This window comes from Streptomyces sp. MB09-01 (assembly GCF_033794505.1).
Taxonomy (GTDB): Bacteria; Actinomycetota; Actinomycetes; order Streptomycetales; family Streptomycetaceae; genus Streptomyces.
In genome coordinates this window covers 1-23650 of the sequence record NZ_JARAYQ010000124.1, presented here as the reverse complement: position 1 = coordinate 23650, position 23650 = coordinate 1, and the positions used below count along the sequence as shown (strand labels likewise).

The window sequence follows — 23650 nt, the reverse complement described above, 5'->3', positions numbered from 1 at the left end:
GCTTCACCACCCCCGGCCGCCGCCCCGCCCACCCGGGGAGCTACCTCCCCTTCGGCATCGGGCCCCGGGCCTGCCTGGGCCTGCAGTTCGCCCTCCGCGAGTCGACCGTCCTCCTGGAGCACCTGCTGCCCGCGCACGTCCCGCGCTTCCGTTCCCTCCCGGCCAAGGCCGCGTACGGCATCACGGTCCGCCCCGACGGCCCGACCCCCGCGGTGCTGGCGGGCGGTTAGGCGAAAAACGCTTGGACTGCGCGGGTGCCGTCGCGGGAGACTGCCAATCCTGTCCTGTAGGTCCGGCAAAGCAGGGTTGGGATGGAATTGCCTGAATCACGCAAAGGTTCGCCGGGCAGGGGCCCGGTGCTCCTCGCCCTTCGTTATTACGGACGGGAGCTGGCCCGCCTCAAGTGGCTGACGGTTCCCGCGATGCTGCTCCCGGCGCTGGGCAACATCGGCATCGACTACATCGCGCCGCTGGTCGTCGCCAAGCTCGTCGCACGCGTCGCCGAGGGCGGCGGGACCGGCACGGGCTCCGGCTTCGACATCGGCCCGATGCTGCCCTACGTCCTCGGCTTCGCCGCCGTCCTGCTGCTCGCGGAAGGGACGTGGCGCCTCGGACTCCACTGCCTCAACCGCCTCGACGCCCGCGGCATCGAGCAGCTGTACGTGATCGGGATGGACGAGCTGTTCGCCAAGGACGCCGCGTTCTTCCACGACAACTTCGCCGGGTCCCTGACCAAGCGGGTGCTCAGCTTCGCCTCGCGCTTCGAGGAGTTCGTCGACACGCTGACGTTCTCGCTGGTGGGCAGGTTCGTACCGCTGATCTTCGGTTCGGTGGTGCTGTGGCACTACGAACCACTGCTGGTGGTCGCCCTGTTGGTGCCGATCGTCCTGACGGCGCTGTGCGTGGCCCCCCTGATCCGCCGCCGCCAGGCGCTCGTCGTCCAGCGGGAGGCGGCGATCGCCCGGGTCTCGGGCCACGTCGCCGACAGCCTGATGAACATCGACACGGTCCGGGCGTTCGCCGCCGAGGACCGCGAGGCCGCCGAACACCGCTCGCGGGTCGCGGAGTCGCGGCGGCTCACCCTGCGTTCCTGGGACTACGGCAATCTGCGCATCGACACCATCGTCGCCCCGATGTCCGTCCTGACCAACGCGCTGGGCCTGCTGCTGGCCATCGCGCTCGCCGCCAGCGGCCGCGGCGTGGAGGCGGTCGTGGTCGCCTTCGCCTACTACTCCAGCGCCACCCGCATCATGTTCGAGTTCAACCAGATCTACCGCCGCCTGGAGAGCTCGATGACGGAGGCCGCGCAGTTCACCGAACTGCTGCTGACACCGCCGACCGTGCTCGACCCGGTGTCGCCGGAACCACTGCGGCCCGCCGGGGCCGCCGACGTCCGCTTCGAGCGGGTGACCTTCGCCCACGGGGGCGGGAAGCCGCTCTTCGACCGCCTCGACCTGGCCGTGCCCAGCGGGTCGAAGACCGGGCTCGTCGGCCGGTCGGGAGGTGGCAAGACCACCCTCACCCGGCTGCTGCTGCGGATGACCGACGTCGACGCCGGCCGGATCCTGATCGGCGGGCAGGACATCAGCCGGCTGTCCCAGGTCGACCTGCGCAGCCTGATCGCGTACGTGCCGCAGGACCCGGCGATGTTCCACCGCACGCTGCGGGAGAACATCGCGTTCGCCCGGCCGGACGCCACCGAGGCCGAGATCCGCCGCGCGGCGGAGGCGGCGCACGTCACGGAGTTCGCCGAGGGGCTCGTGGACGGTTTCGACACCATGGTGGGCGAGCGCGGAGTCAAGCTCTCGGGCGGACAGCGCCAGCGGGTCGCCCTCGCCAGGGCGATCCTGCGCGACGCGCCGATCCTGCTGCTCGACGAGGCGACCAGCGCCCTGGACTCCGAGAGCGAGATCCTCGTCCAGGAAGCGCTGTGGCGGCTCATGGAGGGGCGGACGGCGCTCGTGGTCGCGCACCGGCTGAGCACCGTCGCCGGCATGGACCAGCTCGTCGTCCTCGACGGCGGACGGATCGTCGAGCAGGGCACGCACCAGGAACTGCTCGCCTCGGAGGGGGCCTACGCGAAGCTGTGGCAGCACCAGTCGGGCGGCTTCCTCGACGACATCCCCGCGCGGACCGACCTGCACTGACCCCGGCCGACCCGCACCGGCCTCCACCGGCCGGACCGACCTCCACTGAGCCACACGAATGAAAGCCCGGCCCCCGATTGCGGCACCGTACGGGCGCGCCGAGACTGGACCCGCGTGTGAAGGGTCAGGAACGGCGGGCGACGGGATCCGGCATGTCTGATCGGCACGAGGCCCCGGGACGGCGCCGGGTGGTCCGGGCGGCGCTGACCGGTGCGGTGGCCGTGGCTGCCGGGCTGGGGTCGGGTGCCCGCGGGACCCCGGGGGCCGTCCGCGCCGCGGGAGCGGCGGCGTTGCGGCCGACCTCGCCCGAGACCGCGCTCGGCGCCCTGGTGGCGGGGAACGCGCGCTGGCGCACCTATCACGAGCGGCATCCCGACCAGACGCGGACGGTGCGGCGGACGCTGGTGGGCGGGCAGCACCCGTTCGCCGTCGTCCTCGGCTGCGTCGATTCCCGCGTCCCCCCGGAGCTGGTCTTCGACCAGGGCCTCGGTGACCTGCTGACCGTGCGGTCGGCGGGCGAGGTCCTGGACGAGGCGGTGCTCGGCAGCATCGCCTACGGGGTCCTCGAACTCGACATCCCGCTGATCGTGGTCCTGGGGCACCAGTCGTGCGGGGCCGTCGCCGCGGCCGTCCGGGCCCACGAAGGGGGACCGCCGCTCCCGGGCCACATGCAGTACCTCGTCGACCAGATCCATCCGGCGATCGACCGCAGGCTCCGGGGGGCGGCCCGGATCGACGCGGCGATCACGGCGAACGTGCGCCTGGTGAGCTCGCGGCTGGGGGCCGAACCCGAGCTGGCGGCCAGGATCACGGCCGGGAGGCTGGCCGTCGTCGGGGCCCGGTACGAGCTCACGAGCCTGCGGGTGCGCGGGATCCGCTGACCGGCCGCCGGCCGACGGCCGCCGTTCCGCACACGAAAGCCTGTTCGTCAGCTTTGGGTTGACCGCGCCGCACGTCCGGGTGATTGTTTCCCGCCCGGGCCGCTTTCGGTGATCAAGCGGTGGGCGGGCGACGAGAGTTGACCCATGATCATCGAGCCTCCCCCCACGCCCGACCCCGCGGACGGGTCCGTCCCGACGGCGGCGCCCGCCCCCGTGTCCGGGCAGCGCCCCTCCCGCCGTACCGTCATCGCGGGCGCCGCCGCCGTCGCGGGCGCCGGCGCGCTCACCGTCGCCGCCGCGTCCGCCGGGACCCCGCAGGCCGCCTCCGGCTCCGCACGCCCCGACTGGGCCACCTGCCTGACCATCGCCCGGGCGATCCTCGTACGGGACGAGGACGACCAGCCCCTGGTACCCCGTTACGCGGACATCCTCCTGAAGACCGGCCTGCCCCGGTCCCGCAGCCGCAAGAAGGTGCTCGTCGTGGGCGCCGGGCCGGCCGGGCTCACCGCCGCCCACCTGCTGCGCGAGGCCGGCCACGAGGTCACCGTCATCGAGGCCAACGGCAACCGGGTGGGCGGCCGGATCAAGACCTTCCGCACCGGCGGCCACGAGAAGTCCGCCGCCGCCTTCGCCGACCCCAAGCAGTACGCCGAGGCCGGCGCCATGCGCATCCCCGACAGCCACCCGCTGGTCACCGGGCTGATCGACAGCCTCGGCCTGAAGCGCCGGCGCTTCCACCTGGTCGACGTCGACGGCTCCGGCCGCCCCGCCTACCGCACGTGGATCTTCGTCAACGGCATCCGCGTCCGCCGCGCCGACTACGCGCGCAGCCCGCAGGCCCTCAACCGCTCCTTCGGCGTCCCCGCGGCCTACGAGTCGCTGCCGGCCGCGCAGATCGTGCGCAACGCCTTCGCCCCCGTGCGCAAGGAGATCGAGGGCAGGAAGGACAAGGCGCTCGTCGAGGGCTGGGCCCGCGTCATCCAGCGCTACGGCCACATGTCCATGTACCGCTACCTGACCGAGGAGGCGAAGCTCGACGAGCGGACGATCGACCTGATCGGAACCGTCGAGAACCTCACCTCCCGGCTGCACCTCGCCTTCATCCACAGCTTCATCGGGGCCTCGCTGATCAGCCCGGACACCGCCTTCTTCGAACTGCCCGACGGAACCGCCACCTTGGCCGACGCGCTCTACGCCCGGGTCGAGGACGTCGTACGGCTCGACCGCCGAGCCACCCGGATCACGCACGGGGAGGGCAAGGTCACCGTCGACACGGTCTCCGAGGGCCGCGGCGGCGCCGTGCAGCGCGAGACCTTCACCGGTGACACCGCCATCATCACCGTCCCCTTCTCCGGGCTGCGGCACATCCCGGTCGCCCCCGCCCTCTCCTACGGCAAGCGCCGCGCGATCACCGAACTGCACTACGACGCGGCCACCAAGGTGCTGCTGGAATTCAGCCGCCGCTGGTGGGAGTTCGACGAGGCCGACTGGAAGCGCGAGCTGGAGTCGGTGAAGCCGGGCCTGTACCGGAACTACCAGGTCGGGCGGACCCCGGCCGACGGGATCCTGCTGGGCGCCCATCCCTCCGTACCCAAGGGCCACATCTCCGAAGCCCAGCGCGCCCACTACGCCGCCTGCCGCGCCACCACCCGCGACCAGCCCGAGGCGGCCGGGGTCATCGGCGGCGGCTCGGCCACCGACAACCCCAACCGGTTCATGTTCCAGCCCTCCCACCCCGTCGAGGGCAGCCCGGGCGGTGTGGTGCTCGCCTCCTACAGCTGGTCGGACGACGCCCTGAAGTGGGACTCGCTGGACGACGCGGAGCGCTACCCGCGGGCGCTCGCCGGGGTCCAGGAGGTCTTCGGGCAGCGGATCGAGGTGTTCTACACCGGCGTCGGACGCACCCAGTCCTGGATGCGCGACCCGTACGCGTACGGCGAGGCCTCCGTCCTGCTGCCCGGGCAGCACACCGAGCTCTTCCCCCACGTCCGCAAGGCCGAAGGGAACCTGCACTTCGCCGGCTGCCACACCTCCATCAAGCCGGCGTGGATCGAGGGAGCCCTGGAATCCGCGGTACGGACCGCCCTGGAGGTCCACACGGCGCCCTGAGGGACCGTACGAAGAGCCCTCGGGCCCCGGCCCGGGGGTGCTCAGCTCTCGGCGAGCACGATCAGCCAGTCGTGCTCGTCGAAGCGGACCCGCTGCCGCTTGTCGGGATTGAGCAGGACCCCGAAGCCGGGGCCCGTGCCGGCCTGCGCGCGCAGCCGGTAGCCGACCGCGCATTCACCGCGGCGGCGCGCCGACTCGACGAGGGTGGCGAACGGCACCTCGCGGCCGGTCCGGACGTAGTCCGCGACCGGCTTCAGGTACAGCTCGTTCCCCTCCGCCCGGAAGAGCTCCTCGAACACGTCGGCCAGGTGGCGGCTCTCCGAGATCTGGGTCATGAGGAGACTGATGAGCCGGCCGCTCACGATGAAGTCGGCGCCCTCCCTGGCGGGGGCCAGCAGCCGGTTGCCGTCGTCCGACATCTCGGTGGTGAGGGAGAGCTCCTGCTGTGCGGCCTCCCCGATCGCCCGCAGGTGCAGCAGCGTGACCAGGGTGCGGTCGTCCGTCCCGGCGTCGGTGTCGGTGCCGGTGTCGTTGGGGTCGGCGGCTCCTGTCCAGGGCCCCGCCGCTTCGCCGATGACGATCACGCTGTCGTAGGAGGGCACGTCCAGCTTCGCCAGGACCTCGGGATCGGTGATGTCCCCGCCGTGGAAGGACACTTCGAGGCGGCTGCGCGCCCCGGCGATCTCGGAGGTGGCGTGCAGGGTCGTTTTGCCGCCGAGAGCCACCACGTCCAGGGTGGTGCCGGGGCTCACGAACTGGTCGAGCTGGTCCAGGACGAGCGGGGCGCGGCGGTTCCAGCCCAGGAGGAGCAGGCGTTCGGGCTGCGGTGTCCTCGGGCGGGCCGTCACGATCGCGTCCTCGTCGACCCAGGCGGCCGCGTCCTGCGGCACGGCGGTGTCGTCGTCCTCGGAGATGACGACGATCCGGTCGCCGGCGTCGATCGCCGTACCGGGATCCGGGTTGAGGACGACGACGCCGTCGGCGCGCAGCAGACCGACCACCGAGGACGTGGTGAACGCCAGAAGGGCCTCGCCGAAGGTGCGTCCGGCGAGACCCCCGGGGGCGGCGGTGTAGAACTCGTCGCCTTCGAAGTCGAGCAACTCCTGGTAGACGAGGGAGAGTCCGGGCTGGCGGGCGGTCTGTACGAGGAGCCGCGCGATGATGTCGTCGACGCACAGCACGTGCCCGCCGGGCCCGGCCGCCAGCCGGGCGGTGAGGTGGTTGCGGGTGTCGCGGACGGCGGCGACCACCACCGCGTCACCGGACCCGGGAACCGCCGCGTCGAGGGCGAGCAGGGTCTTCACCACGTGGGCGTCGCCCGCCTCCCCGGCCGGCGGCAGGACGAGCACGGCCTTCGCGGTCTGCGGGCTCACCCGGGCCAGCACCGTGGGATCGGTGGTGCGGCCGCTGCGGCAGACGATCCTCGTCGTGCCCGTGACGGCACCGGTACCGGCATCCGTGAGGAAGGCGGAGATCTCGTCCTCCATCTCCACCTTGTCCTTCGGGGCGAGCACGGCGACGGCCGACCTGCGCTGGTTGGCGTTGGCGGCCACGAGCTCCCCGATCACGGGAAAGACCTGATCGGACCAGCCGAGGACGACGGTGTGCCCCGCCTCCAGGACGGTGGAGTGGCCGCGGCGCAGCGACATGATCCGCTGGTTGATGCCGGTGGTGATCAGGCTGACCAGGGTGGACACGAACAGCAGCGCGACCAGGGCGAGCGTCACCGAAGCCAGCACGTAGACGGGGGAGCCGACCGCGCCGCCGATCTTGAGCGTCTGCCCGACGCTGACCCACACGGCGGTGAGGCGGCCGGAGAGGGTCGCCGGAGCGCCGCGGTCGGCCCAGACGAGCACCGTGCTCGCCGGGATCACGACGGCGAGGCAGGCCAGGGCGAGCCAGCCGATCAGCGCGGCGGTGCCCCCTGCCACCAGATTGTCGAACCGGTACCGCAGGCGCAGTCGCAGGGACTTCGTGTGCTGCTGTGCCATGCGGACTCCCTCGTCTTCCGCGCTGCTAACCCGCGGGAGTCCTCCCGGTTACGGGTTTGCCCCTCGGCATCGGAGCGGGCCCGCACGGCGCCCCGCCGGCGCCGGCCTAGGAAGGGGGCCCCAGAGCCGCGATGATCTCGTCGGTGGTGCTGACCTTGCCGATGCGCGGGAAGATCTTGCCGAAGGTGTGGGCGTGGGAGTCCGGGTCCGTGTCGGCGGTCGCGTCCTCCGCGAAGACCAGGTCGTAGCTGAGTTCCCACGCCGTACGGGCGGTGGACTCGACCCCCGCGCTGGTGGAGATGCCGGCCAGGACGATGCGGTGGATGCCCCGGCGGCGCAGCTGGAGGTCGAGCTCGGTACCGGTGAAGGCGCCCCAGTGCCGTTTGGTGACGACCGTGTCGCCGAGGGCGGCGAGTTCCGCGGGGATCTCGGAGAACGCGGGCGGCGGGGCGGCGGCCGGACCGGGGCGGTCGACGTTGGCCGTGGGCAGATCGCCGCCGTCGGGGGACCAGGCCACCTTGACCAGGACCACGGGCAGCCGGTGGGCGCGGAACGCCTCGGCGAGCGCGATGCCCTTCTTGAGCATCTCGGGGGCGGGCCGGGCGATGGGCATGCCCAGGATGCCCGTCTGGAGGTCGATGAGGACCAGGGCCGTGTCCTCGCCGAGGGTGAGGCGGTTCGGGTCGTCGGTCATGGGGCCTCCGTCGGGGGCGACTGGACTGGACATCTCTGAAGATAAGGGGCATCGAAGGGAACCTGCGGACCGACTCCATGGCTCCGCCGCCGTGTTCACCGTCCGCCGCCCCGCGCCCTTAAGATGGGAACATGAGTACGAATACAGGGGGACTCCGGCCGGCCCTGACAGCGACGCTGACCGGGCGGAACTGCTGCGCTGGTACTGGACGCTGGCCGAACTGAGCGCGCTGGCGCGCCGGATGGGCCTGCCGGCAGGGGGCGGCAAGGCCGCCGTCACGGCCCGGATCGCCGCCGCGCTCGACGGCCTTCCCGTACCCGCCGCCCCCGCCCCTCGCCGCGCCGGGCGCCAGCTCACCGCCCCCGTCGACGGCTCCACCGTGATCCCGCAAGGACAGCGGTGCAGCCAGGTGCTGCGGGAGTACTTCGTACGGGAGATCGGTCCCGCCTTCCACTTCGACGGGTTCATGCGGGAGTACGTCGCCCGGCACGCGGGGCACACCCTCGCCGAGGCCGTCGCCCACTGGCACGCCACCCGCGCGCAGGCGGCCGAACCCCGGGAGGTGGGTGCCCAGTTCGAGTTCAACCGCTTCCTGCGTGACTGGCACGCCCGGCATCCCGACGGAGCCCGGGCCGAGGCCCTGGCCGCCTGGCGTGCCCACCGGTCCCGCCCCCGCGACTGACGTGGAAGGACCCCGAGGCCCCTACAGGCAGGCACCGCTGCACGATCGTGCCCGGTCTGCCCGCACTCGCGCGTTCTTCGCCCGCACCCCCATGTCGATCCAGCACCCCAGAACCACCCGGACGCCCCGGCTTCACCGCTCCTGCGCAGCTCCCTGGAGTACGACGGACGCGAGCGTGCGCACCTCACCACCCGGCCGGACTTCCCCACCGCCGGCCTGTCCGCCTTCGCCGACCACGACGACCCCGAGGTCCGCGCCTTGGCCGCCCGCGACCCCCAGACCGCGACGGCCACCGTGGAGCGGCTCACCAGGGACCCGGACCCTGCCGTGCGAGCCGCGCTGGCACGCCACCCGAATCTTCCGCAGTCCCGGCTGACGGAACTCCTCGACGACGAGGAGCCGGCCCACGCGGCCGCGGCGAACCCGGCATTGGATTCCGAGGTGCTGCACCGGCTGGTGACGATGCGGGGACAGCGGGAGTGACCGCAGCGGCGGAGCCGGGCGGTGGACGCCGGCCCGAGCTCGCCGAGGACCAGGCGGCGCTCGCCCGGCAGCTCTACGACGCCTGCGAGAAGACCGTACGAGCCAGGACTCCAGGGCCGCCTACGGGCGGCCGTAGTGCAGGAGCACGACGCCGTTGCCGAAGGTGTGGGTCTGCTCCAGCCGCAGGGGCACCGGGCCGCCGTCGACGGGTGGGAAGAGCGGTTTGCCGCGACCGATCCGCACCGGGTGCACGAGGATCCGGTAGGCGTCCACCAGGTCGTGGCGCAGGAACGACGCGGCGAGGTCCGCCCCGCTCAGGACCAGGTCGCCGCCGGGGGCGGCCTTGAGCGCGGCGACCTCCGCCGGTACGACGTCCCGCACCACCGTGGTGTTCCAGTCGGCCTCCCGCAGGGTCCGCGAGTAGACGTACTTGGGCATGGCCCGCCAGATTCCGGCGAATTCGACCTCGGGCCCGCCGGCCGCCGGGTCGGCGTCGGCCGTCGGCCAGTAGTCCGCCATCAGCTGGTGCGTGACGCGGCCGCTCAGGAAGGCGCCCGCCGGGCGGAGCAGGTCGTTGAGGTACTGGTGGAGCTCGTCGTCGACGACGTGCCAGTCGATCTGCCGTTCGGGGCCCTCGATGTACCCGTCGAGGGACACCCCCGCCATGAGAATGATCTTCCGCATACCTGCCGACCCTACGCCGCGGACATACTGATCGCTGTGAAGAGCGAAGACGACACCGCCGGGAACTCCGGCACCACCGACAGCACGGTCCTGCTCCACACCGGGGGCCGGACGGGCGTGGTCACCCTCAACCGCCCCAAGGCCCTCAATTCCCTCACCCACCCCATGGTGCTGCGGATCGACGAGGCGCTCGCCGCCTGGGCGGAGGATCCTGCCGTCCACCAGGTCCTGATCCGCGGGGCCGGGGAGCGCGGGCTGTGCGCGGGCGGGGACATCCGGGCCATCCACGACGACGCCAAGGCCGGCACCACGGCCTCGGCGGACTTCTGGCGCGACGAGTACCGGCTCAACGCGCGCATCGCCCGCTACCCCAAGCCGTACGTGGCCCTCATGGACGGCATCGTGATGGGCGGCGGCGTCGGCGTCTCGGCCCACGGCACCGTCCGGATCGTCACCGAGACCTCCCGCGTCGCCATGCCCGAAACCGGCATCGGCTTCGTCCCCGACGTCGGCGGCACCTGGCTCCTCGGCCGCGCCCCCGGCCGGCTCGGCACCCATCTCGCCCTCACCGGCTCCGCAGTGGGCGCCGCCGACGCTCTGCTCTGCGGGCTCGCCGACCACTTCGTCCCCGCCGCCCGGCTGCCGGAACTGACCGCCGCGCTCGCCGACGCCCCCGTCCACGAGGTGCTGCCGCGGTACGCCGCCACGCCCCCGCCCGGTGAACTCGCCGGCCGGCGGCCCTGGATCGACCACTGCTACGCGGCGGACAGCGTCGAGGAGATCGTGGAGCGGCTGCTCGGCCAGGGCGAGCCGGCCGCCAAGGAGGCCGCCGAGACGATCCTGGCCAAGTCCCCGACGGCACTGAAGGTCACCCTCGCCGCCATGCGCCGGGCCGCCGGCCTCGGCACGCTGGAGCGGGTGCTGGCCCAGGAGTTCCGGGTCTCCTGCAACGGGCTGGGCTCGCCCGACCTGGTGGAGGGCATCCGCGCCCAGGTCGTCGACAAGGACCGGCGTCCGCGCTGGTCCCCGCCCACCCTGGCCGAGGTCACCGGCGCGGACGTGGAGCGGTTCTTCGCCCCGCTCGGCGAGGGCCGCGAACTGCGCCTTCCGCAGGGGGACGTCAGCCGCGGCTGAGCCGTGCCTCCAGGCCGTCCAGGACCCGCTGGAGTCCGTAGTCGAAGTTCTCCTCGCGCATCCGCGCCGGGTCGATGCCGCGCTTCGCCGCGGCGTGGTCGTGCGTCAACGGGTGCTCCTCCAGGGCCTCCTGGGCCGCGGGCAGCAACGACTCCAGCCACTCGGCCTCGCTCTTCCCGCTGCGGGCGAGCAGGGAGAGGTAGGAGGCCTCGCTCGTGGTGGCGCCGATGACGTAGGAGATGACGGCCTTCATCGCGAGCTCCGCCTCGGCGGGCGGGAAGCCGGCCGCCCGTGCCAGCCTCAGCATCCGCTCCGAAAGCCGCATCAGGTTCGGTCCCAGGTACGCCAGTCCGACCTGGCCGAGGACGGAGGCCACCCAGGGGTGGCGCAGGACCATGTCGCGCAGGCTGTGACCGCTGCGCGCGAGGGCCTCGCGCCACGCCCCGGGATCGGTGATCTCCGGCACCTCCAGCTCGCCGTAGACCTCGTCCACGACCAGTTCGATGAGCTCGTCCTTGTTGGCCACGTGCCGGTACAGGGAGGTGGCCGCCGCTCCCATCCCGGTCCCGAGCTTGCGCATGCTCAGCGCCTCGATGCCCTCCGCGTCGAGCAGGCGCACGGCCGCCGTGACGATCTGGTCCCGGCTGAGCGCCGGCGGCTGCTCCTTGCGGCGCGGGCGGGTCCAGACGGAGGGGACCGGGGAGGCGGCGGACGCGCCGGGACTCTGCTGCTTCTCATCGGCTGGCATGCCACCACCCTAGCGCACGTGCGAACGCCGTACGCGTTGCGCGTACGGCGTTCTCGATGCACCTCTTACCCTACCCGGGGACGGAGACGTACTCCCGCAGGTGGCGGGCGGTCAGCGTGTCCGCCCCGGCCACCAGGGCCGCCGGAGTGCCTTCGAAGACGACCTCGCCGCCGGCGTGCCCGCCGCCCGGACCGATGTCGATCAGCCAGTCGGCGTGCGCCATCACCGCCTGGTGGTGCTCGATGACGATCACCGAGTTCCCGCCGTCGACGAGCCGGTCCAACAGGGCCAGCAGCTTGTCGACATCGGCCATGTGCAGACCGGTCGTCGGCTCGTCCAGGATGTAGGTCGAGGCCTTCTCCGCCATGTTGATGGCGAGCTTGAGCCGCTGCCGCTCGCCGCCCGACAGGGTGTTGAGCGGCTGGCCGAGCCGCAGGTACGACAGGCCGACGTCGACCAGTCGTCCCAGGATCGCCCGCGCCTGGCCGCCGGGGAAGAAGGCGTGCGCCTCCGCGACCGGCATGTTCAGCACCTCGCTGATGTTCTTGCCGCGGAGCTCGTACGTCAGCACCTCCGGGGTGAACCGCCGGCCCTCGCACTCCTCGCAGACCGAGGCCACCCCGGCCATCATCGCCAGGTCCGTGTAGACCAGCCCGAGGCCGTTGCACTTCGGGCAGGCGCCCTCCGAATTCGCGCTGAACAGCGCCGGCTTGACCCCGTTGGCCTTGGCGAAGGCGGTCCGGATCGGGTTCAGCAGTCCGGTGTACGTGGCCGGGTTGGACCGGCGCGAGCCGCGGATCGCCGACTGGTCGGCCACCACCACCCCGTCCCGTCCGGCCAGGTAGCCGTGGATCAGCGAGCTCTTCCCGGAGCCCGCGACCCCCGTCACCACCGCCAGCACCCCGAGCGGCACCTCCACGCTGACGTCCTTCAGGTTGTGCAGGTCCGCCCCCTTGACCGACAGGTGCCCGCGCGGGGTGCGCACCGACTCCCGCAGTCGCGCCCGGTGCCCGAGGTGGCGGCCGGTGAGGGTGCCCGAGGCGCGCAGTCCGGCCACGTCCCCGCTGTAGCAGAGCTGCCCGCCGGCCGTGCCCGCGCCGGGGCCGAGATCGACGACGTGGTCGGCGATCGCGATGACCTCGGGCTTGTGCTCCACCACGAGCACGGTGTTGCCCTTGTCGCGCAGCCGCAGCAGCAGGTCGTTCATGCGCCGGACGTCGTGCGGATGCAGTCCGGTGGTCGGCTCGTCGAAGACGTACGTGATGTCCGTGAGCGAGGACCCCAGGTGGCGCACCATCTTGACGCGCTGGGCCTCGCCGCCGGAGAGGGTGCCGGAGGGTCGGTCCAGGCTGAGATATCCGAGGCCGATCTCGACGAGGGAGTCGAGCAGGTCCCCCAGGCCGGCGAGCAGCGGGGCCACGCCCGGGTCGTCGATCCGGCGGACGAACGCGGCGAGCTCGCTGATCTGCATCGACGCGCAGTCGGCGATGTTCACCCCGTCGATGCGGGAGGAGAGCGCTGCGGCGGAGAGTCGGGTGCCGCCGCAGTCCGGACAGTCCGCGAAGACGACGGCGCGGTCCACGAAGGCCCGGATGTGGGGCTGCATCGACTCGCGGTCCTTGGACAGGTACGTCCGGGTGATCTTGGTGATCAGGCCCTCGTAGGTGAAGTTGTTGGGGCCGACCTTCACCTTCACCGGCTCCTTGTGCAGCAGGTCGGCCCACTCCTGCTCGGAGAAGTCCTTCAGCTTCGTCCCGGCGGAGTAGAAGCCGGAGTTGGCCATGACCTGCCAGTACCAGGAGTCCACGGCGCAGCCCGGGACGGTGATCGCGCCTTCGTCGAGGGAGAGTTCCCGGTCGACCAGCTGGTCCACGTCGATGTCGGAGACCTGGCCGACGCCCTCGCAGCGCGGGCACATGCCGTCGGGGGTGTTGAAGCTGAAGGCGCTCGACGTGCCGATGTGGGGCGAGCCGAGGCGGGAGAAGACGATCCGCAGCATGGTGTAGGCATCGGTCACGGTGCCCACGGTGGAGCGGGAGTTCGCGCCCATCCGCTCCTGGTCGACGACGATGGCGGCGCTCAGGTTGTGCAGCCCGTCCACGTCCGGCCGGCCCAGGCTCGGCATGAAGGACTGGACGAAGGCGGTGTACGTCTCGTTGATCATCCGCTGCGACTCGGCGGCGATGGTGCCGAAGACGAGCGAGGACTTCCCGGAGCCGGAGACGCCGGTGAAGACGGTGAGACGGCGCTTGGGGATGTCGAGCGATATGTCCGCCAGGTTGTTCTCCCGCGCTCCGCGGACCTGGATGACCTGGTGACTGTCGGCGGCGTTCTGCACGGAACTCCTCGGGTGGCGGGTCACGAGCTTACTCTCTACACTGTACTCTATACATCGTAGTGAGTTAATGCCCGAGTGGGCGACCGTGCGGAGGGACCGGACATGGCGAAGGACCGGAGCGGGGCGGGCGACCCCGTCCGCACCTTGGAACTGCTGTGGCGCGAGCCCGGGCAGCCGGCGCAGCCCGTGCGCCGCGGCCCGCGGCAGGGCCTCAGCGTGGACGCCGTGGTCCGCGCCGCGACCGCCCTCGCCGACGAGGAGGGGCTGGCCGCGCTGACCATGCGGGCGCTGGCCCAGCGCCTGCGCGTGACGCCGATGACCCTCTACACGTACGTCCCCGGCAAGGCCGAACTGCTCGACCTCATGCTGGACGCGGCCTACGGCCACATGGACCGCCGGTCGGTGGACCCGGACGAGCCCTGGCGGGTGCGGGTCGCCCGCGTCGCCGACGACAACCGGGACCTCTACGCCCGGCACCCCTGGATCGCGGACCTGGCGGTCACCCGCCCCCCACTGGGTCCCGGAGTGATCGGGAAGTACGAGTACGAGCTCGCGGCCTTCGAGGGCATCGGTCTCACCGACGTAGAGATGGACGCCGCCCTCACCCACCTCCTCGGCTTCGTCCACGCCAACGCCCTGGCCGCCGCCGACGACGCCGCCCACAACAGCCGGCAGAGCCAGGAGGACTGGTGGGCCGTCAGCGCACCCCTGCTGGAGCGGGCCCTGGATCCGGAGCGCTACCCGCTCGCCGGCCGTGTCGGCAGCGCGGTCGGCGGATACCGCCCGGAGACGATCTGGGCCTTCGGCCTCCAGTGCGTCCTGGACGGACTGGCCCGCCTGATCGACTCCCGGCCCGGCCCCGGAGGCGCCCCGTAGTCCCCTCTGGTCCCCTCAGAGTGCGTGCGTGAGGCGGTGCAGCCGCAGCGCGAGCTGTATTTCGAGGGTGCGCGCAGGGGAGTTCCAGTCCTCGCCGAGGAGGCGGCCGACCCGGTCCAGGCGCTGCACGACGGTGTTGACGTGGACGTGCAGCGCCGCCCTCGTCCGGGTGAGGCTCGAGCCCTGCGCGAAGTACGCGTCCAGGGTGTGGACCAGGTCCGTGCCGCGCCGGGCGTCGTAGTCGAGCAGCGGACCGAGCGTGTTCCGTACGTATCCGAGCAGATCGGCCTGACCGCCGAGGAGCACGCCGACGAAGCCGAGGTCGGACAGGGCCCCGCCCCGCCCGGTGTGGCCCAGGGCCCGCAGGGCGGACAGACAGCGGTGGGCCTCACCGTGCGCGGCGGACAGCCCCGGGGGGCCCGTGGCCGGACCCGCGGCGCCGACGGTGACCGCGGAACCCACGGCCTGACTCAGCTCGGCCGCGAGCGCCCTGGCCGTCGGACCGGGCGCCTCCACCGGAGCGACGAGCACCACGTGGTCGTGATGGAGCCCGGCGAGGGCGCCGCGCGCCACACCGCTGCGGGCGGCCGCCGCGAGGAGGCGGTGGCGTGACGCCACGTCACCGTGCATGACGAGGACGGAGTGCCGCCGGGACAGGTCCACCCCCAGCCGCTGCGCCCTGGCCGTCAGGGCACTCGGGTCCGTGGTCGCCGCGAGGAGGTCGGTGAGGAGTTCTCCGCGTACCCGGTCCTCGGTCTCCGCCACGGACCGGCGCAGCAACAGCAGCAGCGCGGTGACGACGCTCGCGCGCTCGAACAGCAGCCGATCGGTGTCCGGCAGGCCGGTGCGCCCGGTCAGGGCGATGCTGCCGAGCAGCTCCGGTCCGGCCAGTACCGCGCACACCCAGGTCCCGTCCTGCGCGACGGCCCGGCCGCTGGCCCGGGAGGCCTCCACGGCCGGGGCGGGCGGGGGCACGGGCCCGGTTCCGGCACGGGCGAGCTCGGAACCGTGGGAGTCGTGGATGACGATCGCGCCGTCCAGGATCGCGGCGATGGCGGCTGCCACGTCGTCGGCACCGCCCCCGCGCAGGACGAGGTCGGTGAGCTGGTCGTGGGCCTGCTCCGCGCGGCGCACGTCCGCGCTGTGGGCCCGGATGGTCTCGGACGCCGAGTTGAGGTCGGCCAGGGCGGCCCGGGTCTCCTCCAGCAGCCGGGCCCCGTCGATCGCGATGGCGGCGTGGTCGGCCAGCGAGGAGAGCAGCGCCACCTCTTCCGGGGAGAACTCCCGGGGGGCGCGGTCCGCCGCGTACAGCACGCCGATGATCCGGGCGCCGACGCGCAGGGGCACGCCCAGGATCGCCCGCAGCCCCTCCTGCCTGACCGCGCCGTCGATGGCGGACGTGTGGTGGAAGCGGGAGTCGGCCTGGTAGTCGTCCGTGGCGTAGGGGCGGGCGGTCTGGGCCACCAGGCCGCCGAGCCCCTCGCCCATGCCGAGCCTCACCTGCTGGAACGCGGCGGCGACCGACCCGTCCGTGACCCTCATGTACGTATCGCCGGCGGCCTCGTCGTTGAGGGAGAGATAGGTGACGTCGGTGCCGAGCAACAGCTTGGCCCGGTGCACGATCGCCCGCAGCACCGCGTCCAGATCGCGCAACGCGGCCAGGTCGCTCGCCGTGTCGAACAGCGCCGTCAGCTCCGCCTCGCGCCGGCGGTGCTGGCTGAGGGTCCGCCGGATGCGCAACGCCACGCCGGTGGCCTCGGCGATGTCGGCCAGCTCGCCCGCCGGGGCGCCGGCTTCCCGGGCCTCGGCGGAGGGGCGGCCGTAGTCCTCGGCCGGCGCCCCCTCCGCCAGCAGGTCGAGCAGCCGGCGCACGGCGGTGTGGGAGTGCTGGGTGCCTGGTGGTGTCACGGCGGGGAGCATACGGGGATCAGCCGGCGATCGGCTCGGAGTCCCGGCGGCCGTGGCCCCGCTCCGCGGCGGAGGGCAGGCCGTCCTCGGCGAGGTCGCGGCCGCGGGTCTCCTTGGCCGCCCAGACGGTCACGGCGGTGACGAGCGCCGCGAGGCAGAGGTAGAGGGAGACCGGGGTGGACGTCCCGTAGTCCTTCAGCAGTTCCACCGCGATGATCGGGGCGAGGGCGCCGCCGATGATGGAGGCGAGCTGGGAGCCCATCGATGCGCCGGAGTAGCGGACCCTGGTGTCGAACATCTCGGAGATGAAGGCGGCCTGCGGGCCGTACATCGCGCCGTGGAACAGCAGGCCGACGGTGACCGCGAACGCGATGGCCGGGAAGGAGCGGGAGTCCAGCAGGGCGAAGAAGGCGAACGCCCAGCCGGCCATGCCGAGCGCGCCGATCAGGGTGACCGGCCGGCGGCCGAGGCGGTCCGAGAGCGCCCCCCACATCGGGATGGTGACGAAGTGGACCGCGGAGCCGATCAGCACCGCGTTGAGCGCCTCGCTCTTCGGGAGCTGCAGGTGGACGGTGACGTAGACGAGCAGGAACGCGGTGAGGACGTAGTAGGAGATGTTCTCGCCGAAGCGCGTGCCCATCGCGGTGAGCACCTCGCGCCAGCTCTTGCGGAACACCTCGACGACCGGGGGCTCGTCCTTGACGCCCGCCGCCGCCTGCTCGGCGGCCTTCTCCCGGGCTTCGAGGAAGACCGGGGACTCGGTGACCGAGATGCGGATCCACAGGCCGATGACGACCAGCACTCCGGAGAGCAGGAACGGGATGCGCCAACCCCAGGCGAGGAAGGCCTCGTCGGACTGGACCGCGGCGAGCAGCGCCAGGACACCGGTGGCGAGCAGGTTGCCGCCGGGAGCGCCCGCCTGCGGCCAGGAGGCCCAGAAGCCGCGGCTCTTGTCGCCGCCGTGCTCGGACACCAGCAGGACCGCGCCGCCCCACTCGCCGCCCAGTGCGAAGCCCTGGACCAGGCGCAGCACGGTCAGCAGGACGGGGGCGCCGACGCCGATGGAGGCGTGGGTCGGCAGCAGGCCCATCGCGAAGGTGGCTCCGCCCATCATCAGCAGGCTGAGCACCAGCAGCTTCTTGCGGCCGATCCTGTCGCCGAAGTGGCCGAACACGACTCCGCCGAGCGGCCGGGCCGCGAACCCGACCGCGTACGTCAGGAAGGCCAGCAGGGTTCCCACCAGCGGGTCACTGGAGGGGAAGAAGAGCGTGTTGAACACCAGTGCGGCCGCCGAGCCGTAGAGGAAGAAGTCGTACCACTCGATGGTGGTTCCGACGAGACTGGCGGCGACGATCCTGCGGATGCCCGAACTTGCCTGCGGAGCCGTTGCGGGGGAGACCATGTGCACCACTTCCAGAAGGTCCGGGGGGACGCCTTGTGTGGCCACAACGTAGGAGTCCGCAGGTCACCGGCATATGTGGCCCGTCACCACAATCACCCCCACCCCGATGTACGCGACCTCCACACAGGTACGAGCGACCGGCTCAGCGGTACAGCGCGACGAGGGAGGCAAGGAGGAGGGCAGCCGCGGCCGAGAGCCCCGGGATCCGGTAGCGGCCCCACGCGGCCAGCGCCAGGGAGCACGACCACGCCCCACCTGCGAGGGCGGCAGCCCACCAGCCGGCCGTCGCCTGCGCGGCGGCGAGGGGGAGGGCCCCGAGCACGACCGTCGGCAGGACGACGGCGAGCCGGGGCCCGATGCCCAGCCGCCCGTAGACGATCATCAGGACTGCGAGGGCGGCCGTCAGGGCCACCGGGACGGCCGCCCAGTCCCACCAGGTCCAGCAGAGGCCGTCCGTCGTCTCGCAGGCCCGGGCGTCGTGGTGCTCGACCCAGGAGAAGAAGAGCACGGCGCCGTAGGCCAGAACCGCACCGGTGACGGCCGCTCCGCACGCTCTCGGTACGACTGACCGGGTCTCCACGTGCGGGGTGCTCATGCCTGCCGCCTCTCCTCTTGTCGCTACGTCACCGCGTCCGGACACATTCGATCAGATAATCGCCGTTCTCCGGATCCACGGTCACCCCGTGGGCCTCGCTGTGGAATCCGGGGAAGGCCCGGTCGAAGGCCTCCAGCGCGCGCAGGTAGCGCAGCAGCGGCCCGTCCGGCGTCCCGGTGGACTCCCCGGGCATCAGTACGGGGATCCCCGGCGGGGTGACGGTCACCATCGCCGCCGCGACCCGCCCGGCCGCCTCGGCCAGCCGGACGCGCTCGGTGCCGCCCCGGACCAGCAACTGATAGCAGTGGCGTGGCGGGGCCACCGGCTCCGGGAGTTCCTGGAAGGCCGCGTCGAGGGCGTCGATCAGCTCGGCGCGGGTGAGGTGTTCGTGCATCTGCCGGCACAGACCGCCCAGGGTGGTGCGGCCGTAGCGGCGCGGGAACCGCTCGACCAGGTCCGGCAGGACCCGGTCCAGCGGGGCGTCCGCGTCGTAGAGGGCCTTGAAGTCCATGAGGGCGTCCATCAGGGTGCCCCACTTGCCCTTGGTGATGCCCATCGAGAACAGGATCAGCGTGGTGTAGCTGTCGGTCTTCTCCACGACGATCCCGCGTGCCGCCAGATACGCGGTGAGGATCCGCGCGGGGATGCCCCGGTCACCGGTCTCGCCGGTGGCCGTGACCCCGGGGCAGGTCAAGGTGACCTTCACCGGGTCCAGCAGGCAGTAGCCCTCGCTCAGCCCGGCGAAGCCGTGCCAGTCGGCGCCCGGTTCCAGATGCCAGCAGGAGGGCTCGCGGCTGAGCAGGGACGCCGGTGCGTCCGCGAACGGGATGCGTGCACCCGTCGCCGGATCGGTGACCGACTCGGGCTGCCACACGCCGAAGAACCAGTCCGGCCGGTCCCCGGCCGCGGAGATGCGCCGCCCGGTCCGGACCACGGCCTGACGGAAGCGGATCGCCTCGGTCACGGCCTCGTCGATCAGCCACTGGCCCTGCGGGCCGTCCATCATGGCGGCGGCCACGTCCAGGGAGGCGATCGCCGGATACAGCGGCGAGGTCGTGCCGTGCATCATGAACGCCTCGTTGAACCGCTCGTGTTCGACCGGGGCCCGCGGCGCAGACCGGACGTGGACCATCGCGCACTGGGAGAGGGCGGCCAGCAGCTTGTGCGTCGACTGGGTCGCGAAGACCGTGGGACGGGCCGGCGCCGCCCCCTCGTCGTCCGGGAGGGGGTCCGGGAAGGTGTCCGGTCCGACGGCCATGCCGTAGCGGCCCGCGTACAGCGGATGGAAGCGGGCGTACGCGAACCAGGCCTCGTCGAAGTGCAGGCGCGGCGTGCTCGGGGCGAACGCGCGTGCCGCCGCGACGGTGTCGTAGCAGAGGCCGTCGTACGTGGAGTTGGTGACCACCGCGTACTGGGCCGCGGGGGAGAGGGCCCCGCCGGTGAGCGGGTTCGCGGCGATCCGCTCGGCCACCGCCGCCGGGTCGGTCACGGCGGGCGGCAAGGGGCCGGCGAGCCCGTAGCCGTTGCGGGTCGGCACCAGGTAGACGGGGCGCGCCCCGGAGATCACGAGTCCGTGCAGCACCGACTTGTGGCAGTTGCGGTCCACCAGCGCGATCTCGTCGTCCGTCACGCAGTACTGGCCGACCATCCGGTCCGCGGTGGAATCGCCGTGCAGCACGAAATAGGTGCGGTCGGCGCCGAAGACACGGGCGGCGTTGCGTTCGGCCTCGCCGATCGGACCACTGTGTTCGAACAGCGACCCGAGCTCCCCGACCGAGATCGACAGGTCGGTGCGGAACAGCCGCTCCCCGTAGTAGTCGAAGAACGCCCGCCCGGCCGGGGACTTGAGGAACGCGACCCCACCGGAATGGGCCGGCGTGTGCCAGGAGTACTCGTGGGAGTCCTCGAACCGGCGCAGGGCCCCGAAGAACGGCGGCAGGAGATCCCGGTGGTACCCGCGGGACGCCGTCGCGACGCGGCCCGCGATGAAGGACGGCGTGTCCTCCAGCGGCCAGATGTAGCCGACCACCGTCTCCGAGACCCACAGCGGCAACCGCTCCAGGTCGTTGTCGGAGTCGTCCGCCATCACCAGGAAGACCGGCAGGTCCTTGAACCGCCGGCCGATGTGCCGCAGGACCTCCCCGCCGCCGCCCTCCTCGCCCGCGCCCCCCGCCGTACGCGGCAGGTCCCAGGCGACCACGGCCGCCGCGAGACCGGCCTCGGTCTGCAGGGCGGCCCGCGCGTCGCGCGCACTCGGCGCCCAGCGCAGCTCCAGGCCCCTGTTCTCCAGCTCCTTGCCGATGCGCCGCAGCTGCTCGGCGCTGACGCCGCCGCCCATCGGGTTCTCCCGCAGTGCCAGTAGGACCGTGCCGTTGGCCATCGCTTCCGCTCCCCGTGCCCAGGGGTACGGCCGCCCGTACCGATGCACAGTCTCCCGGTGCCGGGGCGGCCCCGCCGATCTTCGACCGGGGTTCACCCGCAGGTGGGCGTGGCGGCGAGCCGCCGTTGCCGATCGGTCGCCGCTGGCCCATCCGCCCTCCCCGCCCCGGGAGCGTCAGTGCGCGCCCCAGCCGCCGTCGACGGGGAGGGAGGCGCCGGTGATGTAGCCCGTGAGCGGACCGCAGAGCCACACCGCCACCGCGGCCACCTCTTCCGGTTCGATCAGCCGCTTGATCGCGGTGCGTTCCAGCAGTACGTCCGTGACGACGTCCTCGGGGGCGATGCGGTGGGCGGCGGCCTGCGAGGCGATCTGGTGCTCGACCAGTGGGGTGCGCACGTAGCCGGGGTTGATGCAGTTGCTGGTCACCCCGTGCGGGGCGCCCTCGAGGGCGGTGACCTTGCTCAGCCCCTCCAGGCCGTGCTTGGCCGCGACGTAGGCGGACTTGAAGGGGCTGGCCCGCAGGCCGTGCACGCTGGAGATGTTCACCACACGTCCCCAGCCGCCCGCGTACATGTGCGGCAGGCACTGCCGGATCAGCAGGAACGGTGCGGTGACCATCACCTTCTGGATCAGCTCGAACCGGGCCGGCGGGAAGTGCTCGATGGGCGCCACGTGCTGCAGCCCGGCGCTGTTGACCAGGATGTCGACCTCGCCCGGGAGCGCACGCACCGCGTCCGGGTCGGCGAGGTCCACGGCGTGCGGACGGCCGTCGACGGCCGCGGCCACGGCCCTGGCCGCCTCGGCGTCGACGTCCACCACGTGCACCAGGGCCCCGGCTTCCGCCAGCGCCTGCGCACAGGCCCGCCCGATACCGCTGGCACCCCCGGTCACCAGGGCGGTGCGCCCCGAGAGGTCCGCGCCGCCGGCACCGTGCGCGAAGGATCCGGGAGTTGCGCGAAATTGGCTCGTCATGGCCGGAACGCTAGAGACGGATCCCCGGACATCCCATGTGTGCGACCGCCACAGCGGGACGCGGGGCGGTGTGGCCCGGCGCCATGCCGGTCCGGGGCCCGGCACCCCCTAGCGGTAGCCGGTGGCGTCCGCCGGGCGGTCCGGGTCCTGGACCTCGACCATGTAGCGCCAGGCGTCCGGGCGGCTGCCGTCGAGGTCCGTGAAGCCGTAGACGCGCGCGAGCTGCCCGCTCGAGAGGGACTGCCCGTTCCAGCGCGCCACCTCCGGGTCCGCGGCGAGCGCCGCGACCGCCCGGCCCACGTACGAGGGGGTCTCGGAGATGGCGAAGTGCGGGACCTGGGCCAGTGCGTCCCGCCAGTTCTCCTCCGTCACCCCGAAGTTGTCCAGCATCATCTCCGAGCGCAGCCAGCCCGGGGTCAGCGCCACCGCCGTGACCCCGCGCGGCCCCAGTTCGTGCCCCAGCGCGAACGCCATGCGCAGGACCGAGGACTTGGCGATGTCGTAGAAGAAGGAGACCCGGTAGCGGCTCGCGTTGTACTCGGCCGTGCCGTCCGTCATCTCCACCACCAGGCCGCCCGGCTCGCGCAGCATGAGCGGCAGCGCGAAATGGCTGGTGACGGCGTGGGTCTCCACCGCCAGCCGCATGAGCCGCAGACCGTTGTCCAGGTCGTGCTCCCAGACCGTGCTGTCCCACTCGAAGAGCCGCTCCCCGCCCCAGACGTCGTTGACCAGGACGTCGAGCCGGCCCTGCTCGGTGTCGATCCGCCGCACCAGCGACTCCACCTCGGCCGGCACCAGATGGTCCGCGACCACCGCGATGCCCTTGCCGCCCGCCGCCGTGACCAGCTCGGCGGTCTCCTCGATCGTCTCGGGGCGGTCGTACTCCGAGCGGCGGCCGGCGGTGCTCCGCCCGGACACGTACACCGTCGCGCCCTGTGCGCCCAGTTGGACCGCGATGCCGCGGCCCGCGCCCCGCGTCGCCCCGGCCACGAGGGCCACCCTGCCTTCGAGAGTCCGCTGTGTTTCCGGCATGGGCCGACCCTACGACGGCTGCCCCGTCCTGTGCCCTCCGGACACGGCGACCGCCGCCAGGGACAGCAGCAGCCCGCCCGCCGCCAGGCCCAGGGCCTGGCCCGGCCCCCACAGGGTCCAGGCCGCCCCGAAGAGCAGGGAACCCGCGAACCGGGCCAGCGCCTGCGCGGTTTGGAGCGCCGCGAGCCCGGTGGTGCGCAGCCCGGCCGGGAGCAGCGGCCCGGCGGCGGCCATCAGCACCCCGTCGGTGGCCGCGTAGAACAGGCCGAGCAGGGCGAGCACGCCCACGACCAGCGGCGCCCCGGCCGGTACCGGGGCCAGGAGCAGCAGGCAGGCGCCGAGCAGCAGGGCGTGCCCGCCGAGGAAGACCCGGTGGCGCCCCAGCCGGTCGGCGAGCCGGCCCACGGGCAGCGCGGCCAGCAGGAACACGGCCGCCGTGCCCACGGGCAGCAGCGGGAAGTACGCGGCCGGCAGGTCGAGCCGGCGCTGGAGCAGCAGGTAGAGGAAGGCGTCGCCGACGGTGAACAGGCCGAGGACGGCGGCCGTCAGGCACAGCCGCCGCAGGCCGGAGAGCCGTAGCAGGGTGCGTACGGG

At 72.7% G+C, this 23650-nt stretch carries 20 protein-coding genes; 8 read left to right on the top strand and 12 right to left on the bottom strand.

The annotated features are described in order from the left end of the window. The 4 genes from PV721_RS24510 to PV721_RS24495 all read left to right on the top strand — a co-directional run. Nucleotides 1–230: cytochrome P450 (locus tag PV721_RS24510; protein ID WP_319727770.1), on the top strand; the 230-nt coding region annotated here is incomplete at its 5' end. Between the two features lie 81 nt (nt 231–311). After that, nucleotides 312–2147, top strand: a complete 1836-nt coding sequence (locus PV721_RS24505; protein WP_319727769.1) for an ABC transporter ATP-binding protein — start codon at nt 312–314, stop codon at nt 2145–2147. Between the two features lie 152 nt (nt 2148–2299). Beyond that, the gene (locus PV721_RS24500; RefSeq protein ID WP_319727766.1) at nt 2300–3028 is read left to right on the top strand and encodes a carbonic anhydrase; all 729 of its coding nucleotides are present in this window, start codon (nt 2300–2302) and stop codon (nt 3026–3028) included. A gap of 144 nt (nt 3029–3172) precedes the next feature. Then, complete coding sequence (locus PV721_RS24495; RefSeq protein WP_319727765.1) at nt 3173–5137, top strand: flavin monoamine oxidase family protein; 1965 nt, start codon at nt 3173–3175, stop codon at nt 5135–5137. A 41-nt stretch (nt 5138–5178) separates the two neighbouring features. Here the strand turns inward: PV721_RS24495 and PV721_RS24490 are convergent, their stop codons facing one another. Further along, nucleotides 5179–7128, bottom strand: coding sequence for a CASTOR/POLLUX-related putative ion channel (locus PV721_RS24490; RefSeq protein ID WP_319727763.1), 1950 nt, complete (start codon nt 7126–7128; stop codon nt 5179–5181). 106 nt (nt 7129–7234) lie between these two features. Beyond that, nucleotides 7235–7822 carry an isochorismatase family protein gene (locus PV721_RS24485; protein WP_319727762.1) on the bottom strand — a complete coding sequence of 196 codons (588 nt, stop codon included), beginning with the start codon at nt 7820–7822 and terminating at the stop codon, nt 7235–7237. 91 nt (nt 7823–7913) lie between these two features. On the opposite strand from PV721_RS24485, the gene PV721_RS24480 reads away from it, so the two are divergent. Continuing rightward, nucleotides 7914–8504: a DUF6434 domain-containing protein gene (locus PV721_RS24480; RefSeq protein WP_319727760.1), complete on the top strand. Its 591-nt coding sequence runs from the start codon at nt 7914–7916 to the stop codon at nt 8502–8504. A gap of 258 nt (nt 8505–8762) precedes the next feature. Next, nucleotides 8763–8987, top strand: coding sequence for a hypothetical protein (locus PV721_RS24475; protein WP_319727759.1), 225 nt, complete (start codon nt 8763–8765; stop codon nt 8985–8987). Between the two features lie 120 nt (nt 8988–9107). Here the strand turns inward: PV721_RS24475 and PV721_RS24470 are convergent, their stop codons facing one another. Next, on the bottom strand, nt 9108–9671 hold the full coding sequence (locus PV721_RS24470) for a dihydrofolate reductase family protein (protein ID WP_319727756.1): 564 nt from the start codon (nt 9669–9671) through the stop codon (nt 9108–9110). Nucleotides 9672–9707: 36 nt separating this feature from the next. On the opposite strand from PV721_RS24470, the gene PV721_RS24465 reads away from it, so the two are divergent. Continuing rightward, nucleotides 9708–10805 carry an enoyl-CoA hydratase/isomerase family protein gene (locus tag PV721_RS24465; RefSeq protein WP_319727754.1) on the top strand — a complete coding sequence of 366 codons (1098 nt, stop codon included), beginning with the start codon at nt 9708–9710 and terminating at the stop codon, nt 10803–10805. Here the strand turns inward: PV721_RS24465 and PV721_RS24460 are convergent. Together PV721_RS24460 and PV721_RS24455 are read right to left on the bottom strand one after the other, a co-directional pair. Further along, on the bottom strand, nt 10792–11553 hold the full coding sequence (locus PV721_RS24460; protein WP_319727753.1) for a TetR/AcrR family transcriptional regulator: 762 nt from the start codon (nt 11551–11553) through the stop codon (nt 10792–10794). The genes PV721_RS24465 and PV721_RS24460 overlap by 14 nt on opposite strands. A gap of 70 nt (nt 11554–11623) precedes the next feature. Continuing rightward, nucleotides 11624–13891 carry an excinuclease ABC subunit UvrA gene (locus PV721_RS24455; RefSeq protein ID WP_319727752.1) on the bottom strand — a complete coding sequence of 756 codons (2268 nt, stop codon included), beginning with the start codon at nt 13889–13891 and terminating at the stop codon, nt 11624–11626. 102 nt (nt 13892–13993) lie between these two features. Between PV721_RS24455 and PV721_RS24450 the strand changes: the two genes are divergently transcribed. Then, nucleotides 13994–14767 (top strand): TetR/AcrR family transcriptional regulator, encoded by a 774-nt coding sequence (locus PV721_RS24450; RefSeq protein ID WP_319727751.1) that lies wholly within the window; start codon nt 13994–13996, stop codon nt 14765–14767. 15 nt (nt 14768–14782) lie between these two features. Here PV721_RS24450 and PV721_RS24445 read toward each other — a convergent pair whose 3' ends face one another. The 7 genes from PV721_RS24445 to PV721_RS24415 all read right to left on the bottom strand — a co-directional run. Then, complete coding sequence (locus tag PV721_RS24445; protein WP_319727749.1) at nt 14783–16687, bottom strand: helix-turn-helix domain-containing protein; 1905 nt, start codon at nt 16685–16687, stop codon at nt 14783–14785. 7 nt (nt 16688–16694) lie between these two features. After that, nucleotides 16695–18077 carry an MFS transporter gene (locus PV721_RS24440; protein WP_319727747.1) on the bottom strand — a complete coding sequence of 461 codons (1383 nt, stop codon included), beginning with the start codon at nt 18075–18077 and terminating at the stop codon, nt 16695–16697. A gap of 142 nt (nt 18078–18219) precedes the next feature. Then, nucleotides 18220–18672: a hypothetical protein gene (locus PV721_RS24435; protein WP_319727745.1), complete on the bottom strand. Its 453-nt coding sequence runs from the start codon at nt 18670–18672 to the stop codon at nt 18220–18222. 28 nt (nt 18673–18700) lie between these two features. Next, nucleotides 18701–21052 (bottom strand): Orn/Lys/Arg decarboxylase N-terminal domain-containing protein, encoded by a 2352-nt coding sequence (locus tag PV721_RS24430; protein WP_319727744.1) that lies wholly within the window; start codon nt 21050–21052, stop codon nt 18701–18703. Between the two features lie 174 nt (nt 21053–21226). Further along, a complete protein-coding gene (locus tag PV721_RS24425) occupies nt 21227–22024 on the bottom strand; it encodes a 3-hydroxybutyrate dehydrogenase (protein ID WP_319727743.1) in 798 nt (265 codons plus the stop codon). 108 nt (nt 22025–22132) lie between these two features. Then, complete coding sequence (locus PV721_RS24420; protein WP_319727741.1) at nt 22133–23056, bottom strand: SDR family oxidoreductase; 924 nt, start codon at nt 23054–23056, stop codon at nt 22133–22135. A 9-nt stretch (nt 23057–23065) separates the two neighbouring features. Next, nucleotides 23066–23650: MFS transporter (locus PV721_RS24415; RefSeq protein ID WP_323806083.1), on the bottom strand; the 585-nt coding region annotated here is incomplete at its 5' end.

What these genes read in the sequence shown, in the direction of transcription:
- PV721_RS24505 (WP_319727769.1), top strand. Translation starts at nt 312, where the DNA reads ATGGAATTGCCTGAATCACGCAAAGGTTCGCCGGGCAGGGGCCCGGTG.
- PV721_RS24500 (WP_319727766.1), top strand. Translation starts at nt 2,300, where the DNA reads ATGTCTGATCGGCACGAGGCCCCGGGACGGCGCCGGGTGGTCCGGGCG.
- PV721_RS24495 (WP_319727765.1), top strand. Translation starts at nt 3,173, where the DNA reads ATGATCATCGAGCCTCCCCCCACGCCCGACCCCGCGGACGGGTCCGTC.
- PV721_RS24490 (WP_319727763.1), bottom strand. Translation starts at nt 7,128, where the DNA reads ATGGCACAGCAGCACACGAAGTCCCTGCGACTGCGCCTGCGGTACCGG.
- PV721_RS24485 (WP_319727762.1), bottom strand. Translation starts at nt 7,822, where the DNA reads ATGACCGACGACCCGAACCGCCTCACCCTCGGCGAGGACACGGCCCTG.
- PV721_RS24470 (WP_319727756.1), bottom strand. Translation starts at nt 9,671, where the DNA reads ATGCGGAAGATCATTCTCATGGCGGGGGTGTCCCTCGACGGGTACATC.
- PV721_RS24460 (WP_319727753.1), bottom strand. Translation starts at nt 11,553, where the DNA reads ATGCCAGCCGATGAGAAGCAGCAGAGTCCCGGCGCGTCCGCCGCCTCC.
- PV721_RS24450 (WP_319727751.1), top strand. Translation starts at nt 13,994, where the DNA reads ATGGCGAAGGACCGGAGCGGGGCGGGCGACCCCGTCCGCACCTTGGAA.
- PV721_RS24445 (WP_319727749.1), bottom strand. Translation starts at nt 16,687, where the DNA reads ATGCTCCCCGCCGTGACACCACCAGGCACCCAGCACTCCCACACCGCC.
- PV721_RS24440 (WP_319727747.1), bottom strand. Translation starts at nt 18,077, where the DNA reads ATGGTCTCCCCCGCAACGGCTCCGCAGGCAAGTTCGGGCATCCGCAGG.
- PV721_RS24435 (WP_319727745.1), bottom strand. Translation starts at nt 18,672, where the DNA reads ATGAGCACCCCGCACGTGGAGACCCGGTCAGTCGTACCGAGAGCGTGC.
- PV721_RS24430 (WP_319727744.1), bottom strand. Translation starts at nt 21,052, where the DNA reads ATGGCCAACGGCACGGTCCTACTGGCACTGCGGGAGAACCCGATGGGC.
- PV721_RS24425 (WP_319727743.1), bottom strand. Translation starts at nt 22,024, where the DNA reads ATGACGAGCCAATTTCGCGCAACTCCCGGATCCTTCGCGCACGGTGCC.
- PV721_RS24420 (WP_319727741.1), bottom strand. Translation starts at nt 23,056, where the DNA reads ATGCCGGAAACACAGCGGACTCTCGAAGGCAGGGTGGCCCTCGTGGCC.